Annotated in this window: 15 protein-coding genes; all 15 read left to right on the forward strand. The window is 39.1% G+C overall.

Features of this window, described 5'->3' with window-relative positions; translation table 11 throughout:
- The first annotated feature begins 36 nt into the window (after nucleotides 1-36).
- Nucleotides 37-1,542: a sugar ABC transporter ATP-binding protein gene (locus tag ACERJO_RS01020; protein WP_373646321.1), complete on the forward strand. Its 1,506-nt coding sequence runs from the start codon at nucleotides 37-39 to the stop codon at nucleotides 1,540-1,542.
- Nucleotides 1,539-2,531 carry an ABC transporter permease gene (locus ACERJO_RS01025; protein ID WP_373646322.1) on the forward strand — a complete coding sequence of 331 codons (993 nt, stop codon included), beginning with the start codon at nucleotides 1,539-1,541 and terminating at the stop codon, nucleotides 2,529-2,531. The genes ACERJO_RS01020 and ACERJO_RS01025 overlap by 4 nt, the downstream gene beginning before the upstream one ends.
- A gap of 208 nt (nucleotides 2,532-2,739) precedes the next feature.
- A complete protein-coding gene (locus tag ACERJO_RS01030; protein ID WP_373646323.1) occupies nucleotides 2,740-3,786 on the forward strand; it encodes an autoinducer 2 ABC transporter substrate-binding protein in 1,047 nt (348 codons plus the stop codon).
- Nucleotides 3,776-5,554: a cache domain-containing sensor histidine kinase gene (locus ACERJO_RS01035; RefSeq protein WP_373646324.1), complete on the forward strand. Its 1,779-nt coding sequence runs from the start codon at nucleotides 3,776-3,778 to the stop codon at nucleotides 5,552-5,554. The genes ACERJO_RS01030 and ACERJO_RS01035 overlap by 11 nt, the downstream gene beginning before the upstream one ends.
- Nucleotides 5,551-7,131: a response regulator transcription factor gene (locus ACERJO_RS01040; protein WP_373646325.1), complete on the forward strand. Its 1,581-nt coding sequence runs from the start codon at nucleotides 5,551-5,553 to the stop codon at nucleotides 7,129-7,131. Before ACERJO_RS01035 ends, ACERJO_RS01040 begins: the two co-directional genes overlap by 4 nt.
- Before the next feature lie 427 nt (nucleotides 7,132-7,558).
- Nucleotides 7,559-9,109, forward strand: a complete 1,551-nt coding sequence (locus ACERJO_RS01045; protein ID WP_247105263.1) for a sodium:solute symporter family protein — start codon at nucleotides 7,559-7,561, stop codon at nucleotides 9,107-9,109.
- The gene (locus ACERJO_RS01050) at nucleotides 9,109-9,351 is read left to right on the forward strand and encodes a hypothetical protein (RefSeq protein ID WP_247105264.1); all 243 of its coding nucleotides are present in this window, start codon (nucleotides 9,109-9,111) and stop codon (nucleotides 9,349-9,351) included. Before ACERJO_RS01045 ends, ACERJO_RS01050 begins: the two co-directional genes overlap by 1 nt.
- 182 nt (nucleotides 9,352-9,533) lie before the next feature.
- Nucleotides 9,534-9,836, forward strand: coding sequence for an urease subunit gamma (locus ACERJO_RS01055; RefSeq protein ID WP_247105265.1), 303 nt, complete (start codon nucleotides 9,534-9,536; stop codon nucleotides 9,834-9,836).
- Between the two features lie 15 nt (nucleotides 9,837-9,851).
- Complete coding sequence (locus ACERJO_RS01060; protein ID WP_247105266.1) at nucleotides 9,852-10,172, forward strand: urease subunit beta; 321 nt, start codon at nucleotides 9,852-9,854, stop codon at nucleotides 10,170-10,172.
- On the forward strand, nucleotides 10,173-11,882 hold the full coding sequence (gene ureC, locus ACERJO_RS01065) for an urease subunit alpha (protein ID WP_247105267.1): 1,710 nt from the start codon (nucleotides 10,173-10,175) through the stop codon (nucleotides 11,880-11,882). It begins immediately after the preceding gene.
- Nucleotides 11,883-11,895: 13 nt separating this feature from the next.
- The gene (gene ureE, locus ACERJO_RS01070) at nucleotides 11,896-12,342 is read left to right on the forward strand and encodes an urease accessory protein UreE (RefSeq protein ID WP_247105268.1); all 447 of its coding nucleotides are present in this window, start codon (nucleotides 11,896-11,898) and stop codon (nucleotides 12,340-12,342) included.
- Nucleotides 12,335-13,021, forward strand: a complete 687-nt coding sequence (locus tag ACERJO_RS01075) for an urease accessory protein UreF (RefSeq protein WP_247105269.1) — start codon at nucleotides 12,335-12,337, stop codon at nucleotides 13,019-13,021. The genes ureE and ACERJO_RS01075 overlap by 8 nt, the downstream gene beginning before the upstream one ends.
- 25 nt (nucleotides 13,022-13,046) lie before the next feature.
- On the forward strand, nucleotides 13,047-13,661 hold the full coding sequence (gene ureG, locus ACERJO_RS01080; RefSeq protein ID WP_247105270.1) for an urease accessory protein UreG: 615 nt from the start codon (nucleotides 13,047-13,049) through the stop codon (nucleotides 13,659-13,661).
- On the forward strand, nucleotides 13,658-14,473 hold the full coding sequence (locus ACERJO_RS01085) for an urease accessory protein UreD (protein ID WP_373646326.1): 816 nt from the start codon (nucleotides 13,658-13,660) through the stop codon (nucleotides 14,471-14,473). Before ureG ends, ACERJO_RS01085 begins: the two co-directional genes overlap by 4 nt.
- A gap of 185 nt (nucleotides 14,474-14,658) precedes the next feature.
- On the forward strand, nucleotides 14,659-16,368 hold the full coding sequence (locus ACERJO_RS01090) for a SulP family inorganic anion transporter (protein WP_373646327.1): 1,710 nt from the start codon (nucleotides 14,659-14,661) through the stop codon (nucleotides 16,366-16,368).
- The last annotated feature ends 134 nt before the right edge of the window (nucleotides 16,369-16,502 follow it).

The raw sequence follows: 16,502 nt of genomic DNA on the forward strand, positions 1-16,502 counted from the left end.
CCAGCCTTTTTATTGAATCGAGAGGTGATCACACAGATGACAAAACGAGTGATTGAAGTCGAAAATATTGTGAAGAGGTATCCAGGAACGACGGCATTAAGTGGCGTGACGATGAGTATCCATGAGGGTGAGGTTCATACAATTGCCGGGGAGAATGGTGCAGGGAAATCAACATTGATGAAAATATTAGCAGGGGCGATTTCACCAACAGAAGGAACCGTGAAAATTGGTGGAACAGTCATTGAAGAATTTTCTCCTAAAGTTTCAGCGGATAAAGGAATCGGAATTATTTATCAAGAGTTTAATTTAGTTCCGCATTTAACCGTAGAAGAGAACATTATGCTTGGAAAAGAGAATCGACGTGGTTTATTTGTTCAGAAGCAGAAGAACGTAGAGACGACAAAGCTTGCGTTAAAAAGGATTGGTGCTCATTTTTCGCCCAAAACGACTGTGAAAGATTTAGGAGTAGCAGAGCAGCAGTTGGTCGAGATTGCGAAGTCGATTTCACAAGAAGTGAATGTGTTAATCATGGATGAGCCTACAGCAGCTTTAACAGAAGAAGAAGTGAAAAAGCTATTTCAATTAATCGAGCAATTAAAAAATGAAGGTGTTGCGATCATTTATATTTCCCATAAGTTTGATGAGATGTTTGAAATTTCAGATCGTATAACGGTCTTACGGGATGGTGAATATATCGCTACAAAATCGATTGATGAATTGGATCATGATAAATTAATTCAATTAATGGTTGGACGTGAACTGGAGATGTCTACGAAAACATCTGTCGCACAAGATGATATCATCCTCAAAGTGGAGAATCTTAGCTCAGAGGATAAAATTTCAAATGTGTCCTTTGAGCTAAGAAGAGGAGAAGTGTTTGGGGTAGCGGGGCTGCTTGGATCTGGTCGTACGGAATTAGCAAAAACGTTATTTGGTGTATTTCCGATTACAGGTGGTTCCTTTACGATAGATGGAAAAAAGATTGAAAACGTAAAGTCGCCAGAACAGGCGATTAAGCTAGGAATTGGTTTAATTCCAGAGGATCGTAAGCAGGAAGGATTAGTATTAGATCAAGACTGTGTCAAAAATATCATTCTTCCATCCGTTAAGAAGTTTGCAAAAGGGTTATTTCTTGATGGGAAAAAGGAAAAGCGTGTGACAGCTAACTATAAAGAGAAGCTTCGCATTAAATATTATAATGGACAACTAGCAGGGCAGTTATCTGGTGGGAATCAACAGAAGCTCGTCATTGCGAAAACATTAGCAACGAATGTTGACCTTCTTATCTTTGATGAACCGACAAGAGGGGTTGATATTGGTGCCAAGCAAGAGATTTATAATCTAATGAACCAATTGTTAAGTGAAGGAAAGGCTATTATTATGATCTCTTCTGAAATGCCAGAATTACTAAATCTATCTGATCGAATAGCGGTCATGTGTGAAGGCGAAATGGCTGGGATCCTCTCACAAGAAGAGGCAACCCAGGAGAGGATCTTACAACTAGCGGCAGGTTTAGAGTTAGATAATGAGGTGAAATCATGAAAACAATCACAAATGAAAACAATCCTACACCGACAAATGAAGCAAAATCAAATAAGAAGCTGTTTAAATTAAATCAAGAAATTATTTTATTTCTTGTTTTGATTGGACTAATTATTTTCTTTTCAGTCATGTCGACGAGCTTTTTTACAACGGGGAACTTTATTAACATAACGAGACAAGTAGCAATGCTAGGTATTATTGCTGCCGGGATGGCTATGGTATTACTTATTGGAGGAATTGATTTATCAGTAGCATCGAATGTAGCACTAACAAGTGTATCGATGGGAATGCTTATTGCAGCTGGTGTTAATCCGTTTATTGCTATTTTAATAGGGATATCTATTGGGGTGTTAGTTGGGCTTATTAATGGATTGATTATTACCAAAGTTGGAATCCCTGCGTTGATTACTACATTAGGGATGTTAACGATCGTACGAGGTGTTACGTTTGTTATTACGGATGGATATCCTGTCTTTGGTTTCCCAGAAAGCATCCGTTGGTTTGGAACGGGATTTGTGATGGGGATACCAGTCCCAGTTATTATGATGGTGCTCGTCTTTGTTCTTGTGTACATTCTTCTATATAAAACGTATATTGGTCGCCATATCTATGCTCTCGGTGGGAATGAAGAAGCGGCGCATTTATCGGGGATTAATACGAACAAAATTCAATTAATGGTTTATATGATGTCGGGGTTTTTCTGTTCTATTGCAGGTTTAATATTACTAGGGCGCTTAAATTCAGGTCAACCCAATGCGCTACAAGGGTTTGAGTTAGACGTAGTAACAGCGGTTGTTCTTGGTGGTGTGAGTATTTTCGGTGGTCAAGGTAAGTTAATTGGGGTTATTCTCGGCGTCTTAATTATGGGTGTGCTATCAAATGGGTTAGTTATTTTGAATGTCGGAGAATTCTATCAAATGGTCATTGTCGGTTCGGTTTTAATTATTGCTGTTGGGGCAGACCGGATTTTTAATAAGAAGAAAAAATAAATTGAACAAAGCAACAGGTAGGTGAGCAAGGGTCTTACTTTAAGTACACTGAAAAAGTAAAAAACGCACTTTTTCAGTGTACTTCTTACTTGTTGCTTTCTTTTTATTATAAGGAAAAATATCCCTTTTATCACATCATTTGAATTTGTCAGCAAGTAGGGCAGGTTGTATGATAATAGTAGCTTTCAAACTAGATTGAGGTGAGTCCATGTCGAAACTAAAAGTAATAGCCATTGTTTCTGTTTTGATTGTAAGCGCTATCTTATATCATCAAATGACTCAAGATGAAGCGTATGTCATTCTTTATAGTTCAGATCAAGAGCCTCTTGACTTTATGGAAAAGGAAAAGAGGGAAACATATCGTGTTGCGATGGTCCCTAAGCAGGTAGATATCCATTATTTTAATAGTGTTGAAATGGGTGCGACAGAAGCAGCTGCAAACTTAGGAGTGGAACTGATTTATCGAGGGCCTGTTATTGTGGATTCGAGGATGCAAATTGAAATTATTCAAGACTTAATAGAAGAAGGTGTGGACTTATTAGCGATTTCGGTAATTGATCCTGATAGCATACAGGATGTAATAATGGAGGCGCACAAAAAGGGGATTGAGGTAATCACGTGGGATTCGGATACTTCATCTCATTTACGAACATTTTTTATTAACATGGTGAACCCTGAGACATTAGGGCGTCATTTAATGGATACAATGGCATGGACGATAAATGAATCAGGAGATTTTGCCATTCTTGGAGGCTCTACAGGCTCGGCTAATATTCGGGAGTGGTTAAATTGGATTCAAGTTCAACATGAGGAGTTTTACCCGAATATGAATTTGATTGATATTGTGACGACAGATGATGATCCTGTGAAAGCGTATGAAGAAGCTGTTTCATTAATTGAAATGAATCCGAATCTTAGAGGGGTTATTGGTACGTCATCGGTGGGTCCGCCAGCTGCCGCTCAGGCAGTAAGTGATTTAGGATTGAGTGGAGATATCCATGTTGTTGGTTTATCGTCACCGGTAGAAATGCGTCAATATTTGCTTGAGGGTTCGGCACAAATGACTACGTTGTGGAGCCCAAAGAAACTTGGATATTTAACGATTAGTCTTGCTCATCAATTATTAGAAGAAGAGTTACCGACCGATCTCCAAAATATTGCGAATGTAGGACGGATACGTTTTGATGGTGATACGGTCATTATGGGAGAGCCGATAGACTTTACTAAGGACAATGTGGATCAATATGATTTCTAAACTATTTTCAAATTTTCATAAGTCAAGATTTGCCTCAAAACTAATTATTACGTATATCATATTGACGGTTATTCCAATGGCCTTTTTGGGTTTTATTTCCTATCATCACTACACGAAATCAATTGAAGCACAGGCAGGTGAATTTTTCCCACAACTATTAAAGCAAGCAAATATGAATATAGATAAACAAATTATGGAGCTACAAAAATTGAATGAATTGTTATATAGCTCATCATCTGTTATGTCTATTTTGCGAAATGATGAATACCCGAATCAATCGACGTTATTGCGAGATAAATTTGAGATGAATACGTACTTGTCTAATGCTTATTTAAGTGGGATTCATTACGATATTATTGCTGTTTTTATTCAATCGAATAATCGTCTTTTTCATCATTCACGTGTGGACATTGTAAGTGAAGCACAATTGGAGCATGTACCAAGCTACGGTCAGCATCAAGTGACACCGTTTTTTGAAACGGACTTGCGTTTTGAAGGAGATATTCCTTTTTTGTTAATAGAAAGGGAAATTATTGATTTTGATAACCAAAAGAGTTTAGGAACGATGTTCATTGCATTGGATTTACAATTTATTGATCAGGTAGTAGAAGAAATGCGTGATGGTGGCGATATTTGGTTGATGGATCAAGACTATCGTATTCTGTACCATTCGGAACGGAATAGAATTGGTGAGCGATTTAATGAAGTAGAGAAATTGCCTGTACAGCATGGAAGTTTTAAGACGTTAACGAACGATGATAACAAAGTCATTAGTGTTAGTACGTCAGATGAGCATGAGTGGATCCTTGCTCATAGTATTCCAGCAAAGCATTTAACAGATCGGACAGACTTTGTACGTAATATTACGATTATCATTTTTATTGCTTTTGTTGTGGTCTTTGTTATTATTTCCATTCTACTAGCATGGAATGTGTCAAGACCGATTCATCGCTTAAGTCTATTAATGGGTGCTGTAGAAAGAGGCGATTTTGACATTAATATACCAAAGCATCCAAGGTCTCAAGATGAAGTAGCTGTATTAACGAGGAGCTTTCATTCAATGGTTACGAGAATAAAAGAATTAATTAGAAGCAATTATCAAACAGCTCTTAGGCAAAAGGAAGCTGAATTGTATGCATTGCAATTTCAAATCAATCCGCATTTTATGTATAACACGCTAGAGACGATTAGTATGATGGTCGAAGAGGACGATAAGGAAACGGTTGTTGAAGTCGTGTCCATTTTAGGGAACATGCTCCGTTATTCATTGAGTAACAAGGAGGAAGTGGTGTTAGTTGCAACAGAGGTTGATCATATTAGAGATTTCCTCACGATCCAAAAATATCGATTTGAAGATCGACTTTCCTTTTCGATTGAACAGAACATAGATGGTCAACAATACTTCACCCCGAAATTTATCTTGCAACCAGTTGTTGAGAACGCTGTCAAATATACAATCGAGGATAAAGAGGAAGCGATCGTCCATGTCTCCGTTAAAAAAGTAGGCGATGAAATCGTGTTTTCTGTACGTGATAATGGACCAGGAATATCACCTGAGAAGTTAATTGAATTAGAGAAACAATTAAAGGCTGAATTAATGCTAAAAAAGGACTCGAGCTTTGGTCTGAAAAATGTCCATGCGCGTATTGTGATGATGTATGGGGAGTCATATGGACTTCGAATTCATAGTGAAGTAGGAGAAGGGACTGATATCACCATACGTATTCCTATCGTCAGGTATTTGGGAGAAGGAGGTTCTGAAGAATGAATAGTATGAACGTCATCGTTGTTGAAGACGAAGCACGTATTCGAAGAGGGATAGAACGTCTTATTGAACAAAATCAAAATGAGTGGTCGGTTGTTGGAAGCTATGCTGATGGTCAGAAGGCATTCGATGGAATTCGCTCAACCAATGTAAGTTTTGATGTTCTCATTACTGATATCAAAATGCCTAAAATGGATGGATTGCAGTTGATAGAATCCTTAAAAAAGGAGCAATATGTTTTCTTACCTGTTGTTATAAGCGGATTTGATGATTTTAATTTTCTGCAGAATGCAATTCGTCAAGGTGCTGTTGATTATATGTTGAAGCCGATCAATCGCAAGACATTTGCAGAGCAGTTAGAAAGGCTGAAAGGAAAAGTTGTGGAGATGAAGGGGCAGATTGAACTAGATGATCAAGTCATATATTCGCGACAGATACAGAAGCTTAGTGAGTTAATATGGATGAAGGAAACCGATTTATCGCAGTTACAATGGGTGAAGCAGTTTCCAAACGGAACGTATACATTGGCTTATATAAGTATGGATGATCCTCAATTGAATAAGCATGAGGATAAAGAAGAGCAAGCAAAGAAACTTGAAGCTATTGAAAAAGAGCTTGATCACTTGAGAGTGTCGCAGCTTGGCCATTCAAAGTTTTGGTGGTGGCGCGGAGATCATTTGAGTTACTGGATATTGTTGATGGAGGTAGTGGAGTCTGGAAGTCAAAAGGAGTATATGAATCAACTCCACCAATCGTTACAGAAACAAGGATCATTGTCTGTTGCGTTAAGTGATTCTTTTGAGGAATTATCCTTAATTCCTGTTATTAGGGATCAGCTTCTTTCAAGGATTCAAATGCGTTTAGTATTAGGGGGTAATCGAATATTCTCACCTGGTACACTGGAATCGCTTCATGACCCAAACGATGAGAGTGTCATACCGAATGATCTCTATCAGATGGTGCAACACTTGTCTGTAACGATTGAGAAAGTTGACTTGGTACAAATGGACAAAATGCTAGCGCGATTCTTTGTCAATTTACAACAATGTGAATCCGCTCATGTTGTGATGAAGGTTGTACAATTTTATATTACAACGGTTTACAATCAGGTAGTATCGAACTATGAATGGAAGTCAAGTCCTCTTGAGGATGTCTTATATAAGATAAAAAAAGCAGCGAATTTCGAAGAATTGAAATCGATTGTACTGAATTGGACGAGAGCCATCATTAAGTCTAAATCAATGAGCGAGAATGAATGGAGTCCGATAGATAGGGCGAAGGAATGGATTATCGATCATTTGCATGAGAATATAACGATCTCAAAAGTAGCAGAGCAAATTCATATGAATCCAAACTACTTTTGTGAAGTATTTAAAAATGAAACAGGGGAAACGATTTTAGACTTTGTAACGAAGAAGAAAATGGTGAAGGCGAAGCAATTATTAATACAAACAGATAAAAAAGTCTATGATATCGCGACAGAGGTTGGTTATAAGGATACGAAATACTTTAGTCGGTTATTTAAGCAATATATGGGGGAGGTACCTTCAAGGTATCGTGAGTTGCAAAAGAATGTGTGAAGTGTTGAAGGGTGTTTAGAAGAGGGATCTTTTATAAACACTCTTTCTTTAGGTTCATTTTAGTTGATCTGGTTTTACTTGTATTGGTAAGTCTGTTCTTAAATTATATTTAGATCAATCACACATGTAAGACTTTTGTCATAATTTCTTTTTGATATGTTATAAAATATGCACAAAGAACGGCTAGATTAGTATCTGATTCGTATGTTTTATTCATTGTACACTGTATTTATTCTTGTATGTGACATGACATTAAGGGGGAAATACGTTTCCTTGACAAACAAGATTGAAAAATGATGTTAGATAATATCACATCATCATTGAAGGCTGTTCCAAACCTCCGTTATACTAAACCACATTGTTAGAGTTTTTGACATTCATTCATGTTGAAGGATGGATAGATGAATTTAAATTTGGAGGTTTGGTCATGTTAACACCCATAACTGGATACTTAATTTTGCTAATATTCGGAATTTTCTTTACTACTCTCACAATTGTCATGCAGAGAAGGCGTAAGACGGCGATGACAGCTGAACAATTCAGTACAGCTGGTCGTAGTGTTGGAGTGGGTCTAGCAAGTGCCTCGATTATCGCGGCTTGGACATGGGCTGCGACATTGATGATGTCCTCTTCAACAGGGTTTCAATATGGAATTAGCGGTCCGTATTGGTATGCAGCTGGAGCGTGTATTCAAGTGCTGCTATTTGCGATTGTGGCGATTCATTTAAAGAGAAAGGCACCTAAGGCTCATACGTTTTTGGAGTTTATTGGAAAGCGTTTTGATAAGAAAAACCACAAATTAATGATGGTGTTTGCGTTAATGACAAACATTATTGTTACGTCAATGGTTATTTTAGGTGGAGCGATTGCTCTTAATTCATTAACGGGGATGAATATTTACATAGCTGCTTTATTAATTCCGATCACTTTCACGATTTATACGATGATTGGGGGATTAAAGGCTTCTTTTATTGCTGATTATTTAAACACAGTCATGATTTTTGTTATTTTAACGATCTTTGCAACGGTTGTGTATTTGAATTTTGGTGTGACGACAGTTTATGAAGGGTTACGTTCGTTACCGGAATCACAACAGATGCTGACTATGGCTTCTATTCCTGGATTGTTGTTTGGGATGATAAACATTATTGGTAATTTTGGTACAGTATTTGTCGATCAATCCTATTGGCAGCGTGCGATTGCGAGTAAGGATAGTGCCGCATCAAAAGCATATATTTATGGGGGGATAGCTTGGTTTGCGATTCCATTCTCGATCGCGACGTTTTTAGGGGTGACTGCAGCTGGTTTAGGGATTAACGTCACAGATCCAGACGCATCTGCACCATTAATGGCTGCTCATTTACTAGGAACAGTTGGATCTATCTTATTCTTAGTTATGCTATTTATGGCAGTTATGTCTACTGGAGCAGCGGAATTAACGGCGATTACGAACATTATTGTCACAGATATTTATCGTAAGTCAATTAACCCTACTGCTACAAGTCAACAAACATTAAAGGTTTCAAGGATTGTCACATTAAGCTTTGGCTTAGCGATGGGAGTATTCTCGGTACTGCTCTTTAACATTGGAATTGGTTTAGGGTTTGTTTATATGGCTATGGGTATATTCGTAAGTGGGGCCGTTATTCCGTTAACATTAGGATTACTATGGAAGAGGACGACAAATACAGGGTGCTTCTACGGTGCGCTAGTTGGGATGGTTTCGGGTGTGACCGTGTGGTTTTCATATGCATATGGCACATATGGAGTAGTTAGTGTTGACTCGCTTGGACAACTACATTCGATGTTGTTCGGTAATGTAACGGTATTCTTAGTTAGTGGTTTGATTGTAGTGGGCCACTCATTAATGAAGAAGGAAAGCTTTGATTTTGAAGCAATGAAAGATCAATTTAAGAGCTTTGATGAGGAGAATGAAGAGTTGATTCAAACGGCAGCGAGTAGAAAGGAAGTCGTCTAATGACAGGAGATAAACAATTACTAAAAGATGCTAAGATGTGTACACGCTGGGCTTTAGGGTTAACATTTGTTTTGATTTTTGTGTTTCCAGGTGTGATGTTTCTAACGGGGTATAATTATACATTAGCCTTCTTTACAGGATGGACGTATTTAGCATATGGCTGGTTAATAATAGCAGGGTTGTATATTACGATTCGTCCTTGGGTAGAGCTTTATTTAGAGAAGAAGAAAGCGGAGCAATAGGTACGAATTAAGATAAGTGGTGTCTCGATGAATGGTGAGGCATCCTTTTTTTCAAAATAAGCATGAATGGTGTTAGGTTATCTTTCTCTATATGAGACAAACATGAATAGAAGTGTAGTATATTAGAAAATGAATAACAAATGAATTTAATTGAATAATCGGAAAAAAGAGAGGTGAGAGTCATGAAGTTGACGTCGAGGGAGATGGAGAAGCTAATGATTGTAGTAGCGGCGGACCTGGCAAGACGCCGTCAAGCACGTGGTTTGAAGCTGAATTACCCTGAAGCTACAGCTGTTATAACATACGAAGTTCTTGAAGGGGCACGTGATGGGAAATCCGTAGCGGAGCTTATGCAATATGGGACGAAAATTCTGTCGAGAGAGGATGTCATGGAAGGGATTCCGGAAATGATTTCCGATATTCAAGTAGAAGCGACATTTCCAGATGGGACAAAGCTTGTCACCGTCCATAATCCAATACGTTAAGTGGAGGCGATACTTATGATACCAGGAGAATATCAATTAAACAGAGAGCCTATTTCTTGTAATGATAACAAAAGCATTATCAAGGTCCTTGTATTAAATAAAGGAGACCGACCTGTGCAAATTGGATCGCATTTTCATTTCTACGAGGTCAATTCGTATCTTCATTTTGAGAGAGAGAAAACGAAAGGATTTCATTTAAATATCCCTGCAGGGACAGCTGTTCGCTTTGAGCCGGGTGATGAGAAGGAAGTGGAGCTGGTGGCGTTCTCAGGTGAATTAAAGATATTTGGGTTGAATAATAAAACGAATGGATCGTTAAAAAAGGAGGCTAAGTAGATGAGCTTTCAAATGCCTAGAAAGCAATATGCTGATATGTTTGGTCCGACTGTTGGAGATGCCATTCGTTTAGCTGATACAGAGCTCTTCATTGAAATAGAAAAGGATTACGCTACTTATGGTGATGAAGTGAAGTTTGGTGGAGGTAAAGTTATACGCGATGGGATGGGACAGCACCCTTTGGCGACACGTGAGGAAAGTGTCGACCTCGTTTTAACCAATGCTACCATTGTCGATTACACGGGTATTTACAAAGCGGACATTGGTGTGAAGGATGGCTACATTGCGGCAATTGGGAAAGCTGGAAATCCCTATTTAATGGATGGTGTCGATATCGTTGTTGGAGCAGCGACTGAAGTCATTGCTGCAGAAGGAAAGATCGTTACAGCAGGTGGCATTGATGCGCACATACACTTTATTTGTCCACAACAAATTGAGACCGCGCTGTCATCGGGGGTAACGACGATGATAGGAGGAGGAACTGGCCCGGCGACAGGGACAAATGCAACGACTTGTACTCCTGGTCCATGGAATATTTATCGTATGCTACAAGCAGCAGAAGAGTTTCCGATGAACCTCGGCTTTTTAGGGAAAGGGAACAGCTCTGGAAAGGATGCGATTCGTGAACAAATTGAAGCGGGGGCTGTTGGGCTAAAGCTTCATGAGGATTGGGGAACTACAGCAGCTTCAATTGACACATGCTTATCAGTTGCCGATGAGTACGATGTTCAAGTAGCAATACATACAGATACGCTTAATGAAGGTGGATTTGTCGAGGATACGTTAGCGGCGATTGATGGGCGTGTCATTCATACGTATCATACAGAAGGTGCTGGTGGAGGACATGCTCCAGATATTATTAAGGCTGCTGGATATTCAAACATTTTACCGTCATCCACGAATCCTACGAGACCATTTACGGCCAATACGCTAGAGGAGCATTTAGATATGCTAATGGTCTGTCATCATTTAGATCCGAGTGTGCCAGAGGACATCGCTTTTGCCGATTCACGAATTCGCAAGGAAACGATTGCAGCTGAAGACATTTTACATGACCTTGGTGTATTCAGCATGATTTCGTCTGATTCTCAAGCGATGGGACGAGTCGGTGAAGTGATCAGTCGTACATGGCAAACGGCAGACAAGATGAAGAAGCAGCGTGGGAAGCTTAAAGGTGATGAAGGTGTAGGTGATAACCATCGTGTAAAGCGTTATATTGCCAAATATACGATTAATCCAGCAATTGTTCATGGTATTTCTGATTATGTTGGTTCGGTTGAAGTTGGTAAGCTAGCTGATTTGGTCGTTTGGAGTCCTGCTTTCTTCGGTGTGAAGCCTGACCTCATCCTAAAGGGCGGATTGATCGCTCATAGTATTATGGGTGATCCGAATGCAAGTATTCCTACACCGCAGCCTGTTCTTTATCGTCCAATGTTTGCTTCGTTCGGGAAAGCAAAATTTAAAACAGCGATAACGTTTGTTTCGAAGGCTGCAGCTGATGCAGGTATCAAGGAAAAGCTAGGCTTACAGAAACAAATTAAACCAATTAATAATGTGCGTAACATTTCGAAAAAGTCGATGATGTTGAATGATGAAACACCAGAAATTGAAGTTGATCCACAAACGTATGAAGTAAAGGTTGATGGAGAGCTCATTTCATGTGAGCCAGTTGACGAAGTTCCGATGGCGCAACGTTATTTCTTATTTTAAAGGAGGGAATCGAATGATTATAGAAAGTATTGTGGGAAATGTTACAACAATGGAAAAGCGTGCACCACATATTGAGCGTGTTTACATGGAAAGTGATGATTTAGTTAAACGAATTCAACGGGTCGTAACCGACCACGGTAAGGAACTTGGGATTCGTCTAAAGGAAAATCGAGAGCTTGTTGACGGTGATATATTGTATTTGGATGAAAAAAATATGATCGTTGTATCTGTTACCGAGGATGATTTATTAGTTATTCAGCCTACATCTATTCAGCAGATGGGGGATATTGCACATCAGTTAGGAAATCGACATTTACCTGCCCAGTTTGAAGGAGACGAGATGCTTGTTCAATATGATTATTTAGTGGAAGAACTTTTGCGGCAGCTTGAAATTCCTTACAAACGGGAGAATCGTAAGGTGAAACAAGCCTTCCGTCATATAGGGCATAGTCATGACTAATCAGTTGTTTCCCCTTTTACAGTTGAGTGATTCTAACTTTCCATCGGGGGCTTTTTCGCATTCGTTTGGTCTAGAAACGTATATTCAAGAGGGGGTTATTGCCGACACGGAAAGCTTCAAGCAGGCATTAGTGATTTATGTAGAAAAGCAGCTAAAGTATATTGATGGTTTAGCGTGTAGGTTAGGATATGAGGCTTTACGAACAGACGATTTTTCGTCATTTTTTGAGCTAGACCAATTGTTGCATGTATCATGTTTGGCAGAGGAAACAAGACTTGGTAATAAACGAATTGGTGAGCGGATGGCGAAGTTGTGTTATGAGCTGTATCCATCTGAAGCTCTTTTGAAATATTTAATGTTCTTAAAAGAAAAGCAAGCTCATGGCCATTCAGCACTCGTATTTGCAACGGTGGCCTATGAATTACAATTAGACATTGAAACAGCAGTTGAAACGTATTTATTTACGACTTTATCTTCATTAGTGCAAAACGCAGTAAGGGGCATTCCTCTTGGACAAACAGATGGTCAACGTATATTAGTTGAGCTTCAAACGGATTTGAAAAAAGTGGTTGAAGGCATATTTTCATTAACAATAGATGATTTAGGTGCGATAAGTCCAGGTTTGGAAGTAGCGCAAATGTGTCATGAACGTTTACATGTACGTTTATTTATGTCTTAGTAAAGAGAAAAGGAGATGAAGAACAATGGAACCTGTACGAATTGGAATTGGTGGCCCTGTAGGAGCAGGGAAGACGATGCTCGTTGAGAAATTGACACGAACAATGCATGAGGAATTGAGTATGGCGGTTATAACGAATGATATTTATACGAAGGAAGATGCACAATTTTTATTGAAAAATGGTGTTTTGCCTGCAGATCGAGTCATAGGAGTAGAAACAGGTGGATGTCCTCATACAGCGATTCGCGAGGATGCCTCAATGAATTTCGCAGCGATCGATGAGTTGAAGGAGAAGCATCCTGACTTAGATGTCATCTTTGTTGAAAGTGGTGGAGATAATTTAGCTGCAACGTTCAGTCCGGAGCTTGTGGATTTCTCGATCTATATTATTGATGTCGCTCAAGGTGAAAAGATACCTCGAAAAGGCGGGCAAGGAATGATTAAGTCTGACTTATTTATAATTAACAAAACGGATCTTGCGCCATATGTAGGAGCGAGTCTTGAGGTGATGGAGCAGGATACGATAAATGCTCGTGGTAAAAAACCATTTTTCTTTACAAATTTAAAGGATGAAACGGGTCTTGATGGAGTAGTGAAATGGATTAAAGAACAGACACTGCTACTTGGCTTGGAGTCATGAAACGTACAGGAACCCTAGAGGTAACGGCAACGAAAAGAGAGCAGAAGTCGATTCTCTCCGATGTCTATTATGAAGGAGCTATGAAAATAACAAGGCCTGTCTATTTAGAAGAGGATGTACCGACTATATATATGATTGATATAGGCGGTGGTTATGTTGATGGTGATACGTATGCAACGACATTACATGTTGAGCAGGGGGCACACTTGGCTGTAACATCACAGGCTTCTGCGAAAATATACAAAACCCCAAAGACACCTGTGAAGCAAGTAACACGTATAACTTTAGAGGGAAATAGTGTGATTGAATATGTACCAGATGCACTGATCGCATATAAAAATTCGCGTTTTCAACAAGAGACGGTCGTTGAAATGGAGCCTAATTCCTGCTTGATTTATAGTGATAGTATGACTCCAGGATGGGCTGAAGACGGTAGTTATTTTAAATATGATTGGATCCGTTCTAAGCTAAAGATCATTCAAAATGGAAAACTAGTCGTCTATGATCATTTGTTACTACACCCTGATGGAGAGATGAGTGGAATTCTTCAAATGGATGGATATTCGCATGTTGGCATGTTCATGATCGTTCATGAACAGGTGAACAGTGAATGGATCGATCGTTTATACGAAGAGCTCGTTCAATTGAATTCGCCTGCTCGGTTCGGTTTGTCTGCATTACCTGTTAAAGGTGTGATCATTAGAATATTAGCTAATCAAACGATGGTAATAGAAAAGTTGATTAAGGTTGCACATTCTTTTTCAAGAAAGGAGTTATTTGGCAGGGAATATGCGGCTTGGCGGAAGTATTAAGAAGAGAGCAACACTCCGATGAGGGGTGTTGTTATTTTATTGGATTGGGAAGTAGACGTATTGGTGAAGTACATGTTCAACTAGAATGATAGCGTGCAACAAAGAAGTAGTGCGAAAGGTTTTAACCATTTTGGTTAAAAGTGTGGTAAACTAGGTATGAGCTGAAATGGTTAGGAGGTGCCGGTATGGAAAACTCATTAAAGAAATACGATCCAATAATGTTTAAGAGAGACTTAATAGCTGCTTTAACATTGTTTGTGATGCTCATTCCACAAGGGATGGCTTACGCAATGCTTGCTGGACTTCCGCCTGTAATGGGCTTGTATGCTGCAACGGTTCCTTTATTTGTCTATGCACTTGTTGGCTCATCTAAGCATTTGTCAATTGGTCCTGTAGCGATTACGTCATTGCTCGTTTTTTCGGGGGTATCTGTCTATGCCGAACCGGGTTCATCAGTTTATATTACCTATGTCATTGTTTTGGCTTTCATGGTTGGAGGGCTGCAGCTTTTATTCGGTTTATTCAAGTGGGGAGTGATTGTGAAGTTTATTCCACACTCGGTACTTAATGGGTATACGTCAGCGGCAGCGATTGTGATTGGGATAAGTCAATTAAACCATTTATTAGGTATGGATACGGGCAATTATTTGCAAGTTCATTTCCTGCTTTTTGAAGTGTTTAGTCGGATAAATGAGATTCACTTACTGACACTAGCTGTTGGTTTAGGGAGTATTCTTCTTCTTATACTAGTAAAGAAATTTACTCCTAAGCTACCAAATGCTTTAGTCGCTGTTTTTCTTTCAACGATAGTCGTGGCTTCGTTTCGTTTAGAGGGACATCAGCTTCAAGTTATAGGTGATGTTCCTAGTGGATTTCCTGGCTTTTTTGTGCCAGAATTGACGATTGAAACGGTCATGATGTTGACTCCGATGGCGCTTACAATTGCATTATTAGGCTCTATGGAATCATTATCAATTGGAAAGGCGATTGCCAAAAAGGAAAATTATGAAATTAATCCAAATCGAGAGTTTACGGCACTCGGTCTATCAAATATTGTCGGATCGTTCTTTTCTTCTTTTCCTGTCAATGGAAGTTTCTCAAGAACGGCAGTCAACCATCAGGCTGGTGGTGCGACTCAATTGACAGCTGTTATGACAGGGATATTTGTACTTATTACGGTGACGTTTTTTACATCTGCATTTTATTATATTCCCAATGCGGCTCTTGCGGCTATTATTATCGTAGCTGTTTATAAGCTTATAGATTTTCCGGAAATGAAGCGATTGTTCCTAGTGAAACGGTTTGAAGGATGGATTTGGGTCACGACTTTTATGACAACATTATTTATTGGCATACAATGGGGGATTATCGTTGGAGCGATCTTTACATTGCTTCTTATTATAAGAAAAAGTGCTAAGCCAGAAATTGTACAATTAGGCTATGTAGAAAGAGAAAAGACGTTTCGTGATATTAGCCGATATCCAGAAGCGATTACAGCTAAAAAAGTTCGGATTCTTCGCGTTGATTCTAGTCTGCACTTTGCTAACGTTGCTTTTTTAGACGAGAAATTAAAAGGGCTAAGTGATCTAGAGGAAGCAGAGTGGCTCATTTTAGATATGAGTGGTGTCAATGACATAGATTCTGTCTCGATACAACGATTAGAAGAGGTTATTGAATACTTTAGGAAACGGCAGATTACGATGCTCTTTTCTAATATGAAGGGTTCTATAAGGGATACGGTATATAAGGTAGGGTGGAAGGAGAAGTATAGTGAGCAGTGCAATCACCTTACATTAGAGCAGCTACTACGTGAAAAGGGGCTGCGTTCTTATTTCGATCCTGCATTCAATTATATAAGCAGCTCAAAGGAACGGGTTCATGACTATATTATTTAGACTTTGCTTCGATTTTGAACATATCAAGATCGGAGCTTTTTGTTTGAAGGATAAGAGAAAGTGCTTGGATTTGCTTTGTGTATCAGCTTTTTTCTTATCATATAATGCTGATCGGTTCACTATGGTATACTGAC

The sequence above is a fragment of the Halalkalibacter sp. AB-rgal2 genome, assembly GCF_041821005.1.
In the GTDB taxonomy this organism is placed as follows: Bacteria; Bacillota; Bacilli; order Bacillales; family Bacillaceae_D; genus Halalkalibacter.

Coding starts and splice junctions, on each gene's coding strand:
- ACERJO_RS01020 (WP_373646321.1), top strand. CDS start 37: ATGACAAAACGAGTGATTGAAGTCGAAAATATTGTGAAGAGGTATCCA.
- ACERJO_RS01025 (WP_373646322.1), top strand. CDS start 1,539: ATGAAAACAATCACAAATGAAAACAATCCTACACCGACAAATGAAGCA.
- ACERJO_RS01030 (WP_373646323.1), top strand. CDS start 2,740: ATGTCGAAACTAAAAGTAATAGCCATTGTTTCTGTTTTGATTGTAAGC.
- ACERJO_RS01035 (WP_373646324.1), top strand. CDS start 3,776: ATGATTTCTAAACTATTTTCAAATTTTCATAAGTCAAGATTTGCCTCA.
- ACERJO_RS01040 (WP_373646325.1), top strand. CDS start 5,551: ATGAATAGTATGAACGTCATCGTTGTTGAAGACGAAGCACGTATTCGA.
- ACERJO_RS01045 (WP_247105263.1), top strand. CDS start 7,559: ATGTTAACACCCATAACTGGATACTTAATTTTGCTAATATTCGGAATT.
- ACERJO_RS01050 (WP_247105264.1), top strand. CDS start 9,109: ATGACAGGAGATAAACAATTACTAAAAGATGCTAAGATGTGTACACGC.
- ACERJO_RS01055 (WP_247105265.1), top strand. CDS start 9,534: ATGAAGTTGACGTCGAGGGAGATGGAGAAGCTAATGATTGTAGTAGCG.
- ACERJO_RS01060 (WP_247105266.1), top strand. CDS start 9,852: ATGATACCAGGAGAATATCAATTAAACAGAGAGCCTATTTCTTGTAAT.
- ureC (WP_247105267.1), top strand. CDS start 10,173: ATGAGCTTTCAAATGCCTAGAAAGCAATATGCTGATATGTTTGGTCCG.
- ureE (WP_247105268.1), top strand. CDS start 11,896: ATGATTATAGAAAGTATTGTGGGAAATGTTACAACAATGGAAAAGCGT.
- ACERJO_RS01075 (WP_247105269.1), top strand. CDS start 12,335: ATGACTAATCAGTTGTTTCCCCTTTTACAGTTGAGTGATTCTAACTTT.
- ureG (WP_247105270.1), top strand. CDS start 13,047: ATGGAACCTGTACGAATTGGAATTGGTGGCCCTGTAGGAGCAGGGAAG.
- ACERJO_RS01085 (WP_373646326.1), top strand. CDS start 13,658: ATGAAACGTACAGGAACCCTAGAGGTAACGGCAACGAAAAGAGAGCAG.
- ACERJO_RS01090 (WP_373646327.1), top strand. CDS start 14,659: ATGGAAAACTCATTAAAGAAATACGATCCAATAATGTTTAAGAGAGAC.